Origin of the sequence: Microcoleus sp. AT3-A2 (assembly GCF_036705685.1) — a bacterium.
Taxonomy (GTDB): Bacteria; Cyanobacteriota; Cyanobacteriia; order Cyanobacteriales; family Microcoleaceae; genus Microcoleus.
This window is the reverse complement of the sequence record NZ_JAUBVF010000119.1, coordinates 1-5,231: the sequence shown is the minus strand read 5'-3', so window position 1 is coordinate 5,231 and position 5,231 is coordinate 1. Positions and strand designations below refer to the sequence as shown.

5 protein-coding genes are annotated in these 5,231 nt (G+C 48.3%); 4 read left to right on the top strand and 1 reads right to left on the bottom strand.

Translation table 11 applies throughout. The annotated features are described in order from the left end of the window. Nucleotides 1–33: 33 nt before the first annotated feature. The 3 genes from QUB37_RS29100 (at nucleotide 34) to QUB37_RS29090 (ending at nucleotide 3,266) form a co-directional block, all read left to right on the top strand. A complete protein-coding gene (locus QUB37_RS29100) occupies nucleotides 34–198 on the top strand; it encodes a zinc ribbon domain-containing protein (protein WP_333168661.1) in 165 nt (54 codons plus the stop codon). Between the two features lie 206 nt (nucleotides 199–404). Next, nucleotides 405–2,960 carry an HDIG domain-containing metalloprotein gene (locus QUB37_RS29095; RefSeq protein ID WP_333168659.1) on the top strand — a complete coding sequence of 852 codons (2,556 nt, stop codon included), beginning with the start codon at nucleotides 405–407 and terminating at the stop codon, nucleotides 2,958–2,960. 42 nt (nucleotides 2,961–3,002) lie between these two features. Next, the gene (locus QUB37_RS29090) at nucleotides 3,003–3,266 is read left to right on the top strand and encodes a hypothetical protein (RefSeq protein ID WP_333168657.1); all 264 of its coding nucleotides are present in this window, start codon (nucleotides 3,003–3,005) and stop codon (nucleotides 3,264–3,266) included. Nucleotides 3,267–3,331: 65 nt separating this feature from the next. On the opposite strand, the gene QUB37_RS29085 is transcribed toward QUB37_RS29090, so the two are convergent. After that, complete coding sequence (locus tag QUB37_RS29085) at nucleotides 3,332–4,249, bottom strand: carbohydrate ABC transporter permease (RefSeq protein ID WP_333168655.1); 918 nt, start codon at nucleotides 4,247–4,249, stop codon at nucleotides 3,332–3,334. 15 nt (nucleotides 4,250–4,264) lie between these two features. Between QUB37_RS29085 and rpsF the strand changes: the two genes are divergently transcribed. Continuing rightward, complete coding sequence (gene rpsF, locus QUB37_RS29080; RefSeq protein WP_015176119.1) at nucleotides 4,265–4,600, top strand: 30S ribosomal protein S6; 336 nt, start codon at nucleotides 4,265–4,267, stop codon at nucleotides 4,598–4,600. The last annotated feature ends 631 nt before the right edge of the window (nucleotides 4,601–5,231 follow it).

Genomic DNA, 5,231 nt, shown 5'->3' with positions numbered 1-5,231 from the left:
CGGATGAGGTGAAAGTCTCAAGTCCGGTTCTGAATGAGAGGTGGGGAAAGTGATTTCCCCATCGACTCTAACTCTAATTGCTCCACCAAAAAAGAAACTCTCGGACTTTCTGAGCGAGTGTTTGAATGCGGTCATTGCGGTTTTGTTATGGACCGTGATTTAAATGCAGCGATTAATTTGTCAAAAACCGTCAGTTAGACGGGGCTAGCCTGTGGACTGGTTAGTGCCGACACCGCCAGAATGAAGCAGGAAGTAAGTTTCACAATACTCAGGAGTAGATTTGTCTAGTTATGAGTAGTTGTGAGTAGGTCTTATGTAACGGTAGTTCAGATAAAATCAATCAAGATGCTTAGTCAGAAATTCTGACAAAGCTGCTGGATAACAGTGATATATCTTCAACACAAATGAATACGCTCTCCTCATTGATGCGGCAGATTGAGCAGCTAGGGGCTGCGCGCTCACTGCGCCAACACATTGCTAAAGTGCAAAATGGCAGCAACAAAGCAGATACCGAGCGCGCTAGCGGGCCTCTCCTGAGCCGTTTGTCGCGCCAGAAATGGCTTCTTCCCGAGACTTTTACTACTAAATTTACAAGTAAAACCTCCAAATCAAGCCTCAAAAATCAAGCTCGTTCCCCTATGTTGGCGCTGGTAGCGGTAGTTTCCCTAAGCAGCACTCTGGGCCACCGCTTCTACAACCAGCCGAAACTGGATGTGGGGACGAAAGCTCCTCAGACGATTAAGGCTCCTGCTACTGCTAGCGTCCCGGATTACAAAACTACTGAAGAACAGCGGAAAGCAGCGCGGATCGGGGCTGTAGCGATATTAATGCTAGATGCTGCGGTCAATCGACAAATTTATCAAGAATTGCAACAATTTTTGCAGCATGGGAGCGATCTACGGGAGGCGGTAGGCCTGTTTCCGTTTGCGAAGTCCTCGGCGCTCTCACTTGCTGTTCAGGTTTACTTGCGGAGCTGTCCTGAGTGGGAGTGGCGCTGGATTTTGGCGCAAGCGGGGGATAAAAGTGCAACTTCCGAGCGATTGAGTTTGGATTCCCCCGCAATTGCTGCGGCAACAGATAACAAGTCTCAGCAAGATGCTATCGCTCAACTGCAAGCTTACAGCCGATCGGTCCGGGCAGCAGACTTTCAAAGCCTGACAGACAGTATTTCCTCTGCTCGCCAGCGCTATCTCAATGCTGTGGAGGCGCTGGGAAAACCGTCGGTTTTGGGGCTGCCCCAGATTTACGATACTTCGCTGTTTGATTGGTCGGATGCAGCTTGGCAGAAAACCCAAACCGGTATGAGTCGGGCGGCCAAAAGGATGGTGGCTCAAGGTATCCCGCAGGGGTTGCCCAAAGAGATTTTGAAAGAAGCCGTGAACCTGCAAGTGGCTGATGAAGTGCCGTTAGAGTCCCAAGGTTTGGCCGTGGAGGGTTTAACAGCGATTTTGCAGCCAAATCTGGTGAGAGATCGCGAGGAAACCAAACAGCTAGCTGAATTAGCGGCGCAAAAGGTGAAACCGGTGATGATCGCAGTAGATCAGAGCGAGATAATTGTTGCACAAGGACAAGAGATCTCGCAGCAAGATTTCGTGTTGCTGGACTATTTTGGTTTAAGCCGGCGGGGGGTGAATTGGCTGGGGCTGACGGGTTTTGTTTGTTTGGTCGCGGGGGCAATTGCGATCGTACTGCTGGTGGAAAGGCACTACCGCTTGCGCCGCAGAGATCATTTGCTATTGCTGCTGCTGACTTTGAGCGCGCCGGTGCTAGTGAGTTTGGGGCTGCCTTGGACCAGTTTGCCGGCGATCGGGATTTTAGCGGGTGGCTTCTACGGTTCGGCAGTGGGAGTGACTGTGGTGGGGCTGCTGTCGGCGCTGCTGCCCATTGGCTTAAATGTGGACTTGATTCATTTGGTGGCTAGCGGGGCGGGCGGATTGCTGGGCGCTTTTATGGCCGGGCGGCTGCGATCGCGCGAGGAATTGGCTCTTTTGGGCGTGGCTGTCGGCTTGACTCAGGGCACGGTTTATCTGGTGGGGACTTTGATTGCCAGCGCGGCTGTCGGTGCGATTTGGTACGTCGTGCTCGGTACCGTGGGCGCGCAAAGTTTGGCCGGTTTGGCTTGGAGCGTTGTGGCGCTCGGCATCAGCCCTTATTTGGAACACGTTTTTGACTTGATTACGCCGATCCGGCTGGCGGAACTTGCCAATCCCAACCGCCCGCTGTTGAAGAGGCTGGCTGCCGAGGCTCCGGGGACTTTTCAGCACACGCTGTTTGTGGCGAGTTTGGCGGAGGCTGCGGCCCGGGAACTCGGCTGCAATGTTGAGCTGGTCAGAACTGGGACATTGTACCACGATATTGGAAAAATGCACGACCCGCTCGGGTTTTGTGAAAATCAAATGGGCGGGGCAAACAAACATGATGAAATTAATGACCCTTGGGCGAGCGCGGAGATTATTAAAAAGCACGTTACCGAGGGCTTGGTGATGGCGCGAAAGCATCGATTGCCGAAGGCAATTCAGGCGTTTATTCCCGAGCACCAAGGTACAATGTTAATTGCTTACTTCTACCACCAAGCGCAGCAAATTGCTGCAAAAGAAATAGAAGATTTAAAGATGGTTTTGTCAGATGCGGATAATTCAAAGTTAACAATCGCAAGTCGCCAAGTGAGGGAGGAGGATTTTCGCTACGATGGGCCGATTCCGCAATCGCGGGAAACCGGGATTTTGATGCTGGCGGATTCTTGCGAGGCTGCTTTGCGATCGCTCAAGGATGCTACTCATGAAGAGGCTTTGAGTATGGTTAATAAGATTTTGAGGGCTCGCTGGCAGGATAATCAGTTGATTGATTCGGATTTAACGCGGGAGGATATGTCTCTAATTGCGGAGATTTTTGTGCGAGTTTGGGAACAGTTCAATCACAAGCGGATTGCTTACCCTAGTGCAGTTTTCACTCCCAGGTAGGCGGAAATTTTTAGTTATAAAAAATCAGTTCGCATTTCAGTTGTGAATGAGATTTCATTGCGATTTTCCCGCAAAGTGCCATGCACTTCAGGATTGTCGCTGACAATTAACACAGGTTGTTTGATTCCTCAAAATTCCGAAGAGTCGATATCTCTTTCGCCAGCTAGGTGCGATCGCAATTTTTGCCAGTCTTCGGCATCGATCGCATTTGCAAAAGCGATGATAATATCTACAACCCCAGCGCAGTCAACAATCCAGCGGATTTCTGGCCGTTCCTACATCACAAATAAATTTTGTGAGTTGTGAGTTCAAAAGATTTTAATTTTTAACCGCAGATGAACGCGGATAAATGCCGATTGTTTATCTTGATTCTATCCCTTGACTCCAGCAGCAGTTTCTGTTGGCACAATGTATTTTTGCAAGACCAAAAAGAGTCCTAAAACTGGAACAATAGAAATAATCGAACCCGCCGCAACTAAACGCCAATCTAAAGAAAATGTCCCGGCTAAATTGGCTACCCCTAAAGGTAAAGTGTAATATTCCGGTCTGTCTAAAACTAGCAGTGGCCACAGAAAGTCGCTCCAAGAACCGATAAATACAAAAATTCCTAAAGTAACTAAAGCAGGCTTAATTGCCGGAATCATGACGTGCCACCAAATGCCTAATTCGCTGCAGCCGTCGATGCGGGCGGCTTCTTCTAGTTCTTTGGGAACTGCTAGAAATGCTTGTCGTAATAAAAATATGCCGAAGGCTGAGGCTAGCCCAGGAAAGATTACGCCTAAATAACTATTTTTTAGTCCGAGTTGTACTGTCAATATATATAGGGGAATCATGACTATTTGGAAAGGAATCATGATTGTGGAAATGATTGTGATTAAAATGGCTTCGCGGCCGCGAAATTTGAGTCTGGCTAAGGGGTAAGCGGCGAGGGCGCAAAAGAGGACGTTGATGCTAACTGTGAGGCCAGCAATTAGGGTGCTGTTGAACAGGTAGCGGCCGAAGGGGTTGGTTTGCCAAACTTTGATGAAGTTTTCGAGGGTTGGCTGTTGCGGCCACAGTTGCGGGGGAAATTGAAAGATGTTTTCGTTGGGGGATTTGAGGGAGGTACTGAGCAGCCACAGCAAGGGAAACAGCATTAAAAGTGCGATCGCGCTCATGAGGCTGTACGTCCACAGGGTGCTCCACGGCGAGGGAGTGTGGTTTGGGGAATTTGGTTTTTTAGTTTTGAGATTGTTCATGGTTGGGATATGATAATAAGTCCTTGCTTCGTGAGAAGCCTTGTTGTCCATAAGGGGATTATTGCCATGAAACCGTTTATTTACGAAACTATGTACATTCTGCGCCCTGATTTGGGCGAAGAAATGACAGACCAGGCGATCGCTAAATATCAAACTATTTTGCGCGATCAAGGTGCTGAAAACATCGAAACTCAGCACCGCGGCAAGCGCCGTTTGGCTTACGAAATCGGCAAGCACCGGGACGGAGTATACGTTCAAATGAACTATACAGCTCCGGGCGCTGCAATTTTTACCCTAGAGCGCGCGATGCGTCTGAGCGAAGAAGTGATTCGCTATTTGACGATCAAGCAAGATGTGCCAGATGCACCGGAAGCTGAAGCGGAAGCTGAAGTCGCCGAGTAGCATTCGTGTCAACTTAACGTTTTATGTAGTAGCAGTCTACTGTTTGACGATTAGGGCCGCTTATTCCCCGGCACGCCTTTCTTAAGGGCTACGCTGTATACACAACTTGAAAAACTAACGTCAGAGCCTTTCGCTCCCCCTGGCATCCTCCTGAGAAAGAGGCTAGGGGGATATCTGGGATTGTGGGTACAGGATAGTTTCTGAAGGGCGGGACTTGATGTTAATTGAAATTATAGGTGAATGGGCGATTGTTTTTCTAGGGGAGGACGATCGCTCTTTTTTTTGGCGAGGCTGCTGGGGCTTAATCTATTTTTATCAACAAAGAAAGCTCGCTTTTTGAGGATGGCGAGGGCGATTCGCTTAGCCCAAATCTATTATCTAGTTGACTACAAAAAACTTGACTATGCTTGAGCATAACTGCTTAATCATTGTAAATCTAATTGTGATTAGCTACTTATTAAATTTACTGTTAGCTAAGGCAAATTTGACTTTCTTGAGAGGCAAAATTCTGTATCTATAACTCTGAACCAAACTATAAAGTTATTTTGGCCACTAGCATTTGTGACAAGTTAAGAAAAAGTGCAAATTGTCAAGGGGGTAGACCAAAAAAGGTAAAATAGGATGAAACCTT